The 1,428-nt window shown below is 46.5% G+C and carries 1 protein-coding gene; it reads right to left on the reverse strand.

Annotation, left to right across the window (positions count from 1 at the left end; all coding sequences use genetic code 11):
- Window positions 1–1,200: sensor histidine kinase (locus tag AC1DWB_RS35150; protein ID WP_477545702.1), on the reverse strand; the 1,200-nt coding region annotated here is incomplete at its 3' end.
- Window positions 1,201–1,428 lie beyond the last annotated feature (228 nt).

The following is a 1,428-nucleotide window of genomic DNA, read 5'->3' on the forward strand; positions in this document are numbered from 1 at the left end:
GTAGATGGAGTCCAATGTATTGAAGAGAAAGTGCGGGTTGATCTGAGACTGGAGAAACTTCAATTCCGTATCAGTCAAGCGAAGCCGCTGTTCATAGAAATTCTCGATCAAATACTTCTGGTCCTTCACCATCTGGTTGAACGCCTTCGTCAAATAACCGAATTCGTCCTTCCGCTTGTTCTCCAACTGGATATTGAACTTGCCACTACCGACTCCTCGCATACCGTGGTACAGCTTCTGTACTGGAGAAGCAATTCCGCTATAGACGGCCCAAGATATCCAGAACGCTAGTAGAACGCTAATTCCAATAATCAAGTACGTATACAGCCGAATAGGATTGGTACCTGCATATAGTTCCTTCATCGGTTGGAGCATGATGAGCGACCATTTGTAGTAGCGGGAATCGCTCTTAACCGAGAATATATCTGGATCGGAAGCATGTACAGTTAACGGATTCGGACTAGCCTTCCCCGTTCCAGTGACGAGCTCTTCCTTGTTCGTGTACAAGTAGATTTGCGCTTGTTCCGAGGGCAAAAGCGAACGGATCAAGTTCAACAGTTTGTTCTTATCAATCGTGACGATGAGCAAGTCGGGTTGCCGATCCAGGTTGGACAACCCTGTTGCGCGAACGAGGGAGATGCTGTCCGTCCCGAGAATGCTTCCCGCTGTTTGCTTCTCAATCCCAGTAGCTTGTTCAGGAAGCGTGAACATAATGCCGGTGCCATTCTCTATCGCAATATGGCGCAACCACTGCTGTTGCTGAGGATCTGTAATATGTTTAACGCCATTAACTGATGAGACGATCGTCTGAGAACGTGAATGATAGATCGACATCTGCGATACCATATGATTGATCGAGGTAACGTTCGAGAATTGCTTCAGGATATCGATGAAATTCATCACAGCCTGTGGATTTAATAGGTTGCCTATCTGTTCCGAGAGCTTCAGAATGTTCGGATCTGTAGCCACAAGCGTGGAGATCTCCACGACATTCTGCAATGTAAGATCGATATAGTCCATGGAGGAGTTGAGTCCGGCCTTCGTCCTCTCGGCAGTTTGTTCAAGCAATACGTCTCGGGAACGCACATTCGAGAACAGACTGATAGCTACGAGCGGCAGCAGGATGAACAGGAAATAGAGGGTCAGCCTCAGCTGTATTTTTTGCGTATATTGTCGGTACATCCAACTGAATAGCTTCATTCTGGCTCCTCCCCAAACTTTCCGAAGGAAAGTTACTTCGAAAGCATATACCTACTTTCCAAAGGAAAGTTACTTCGAAAGCATAAACTAAACTTTCCGAAGGAAAGTTACTTCTTCAAAGATTGATACCAGGCGTTGACCTCTTTGGTCATCTCTTCGCCGCCTTCTTGCTTCCACTTCTCCACATAACGATCGAATTCATCAAGCGGCGCGACACCTACTATGATC

Source organism: Paenibacillus sp. P4_E11, from assembly GCF_056401635.1.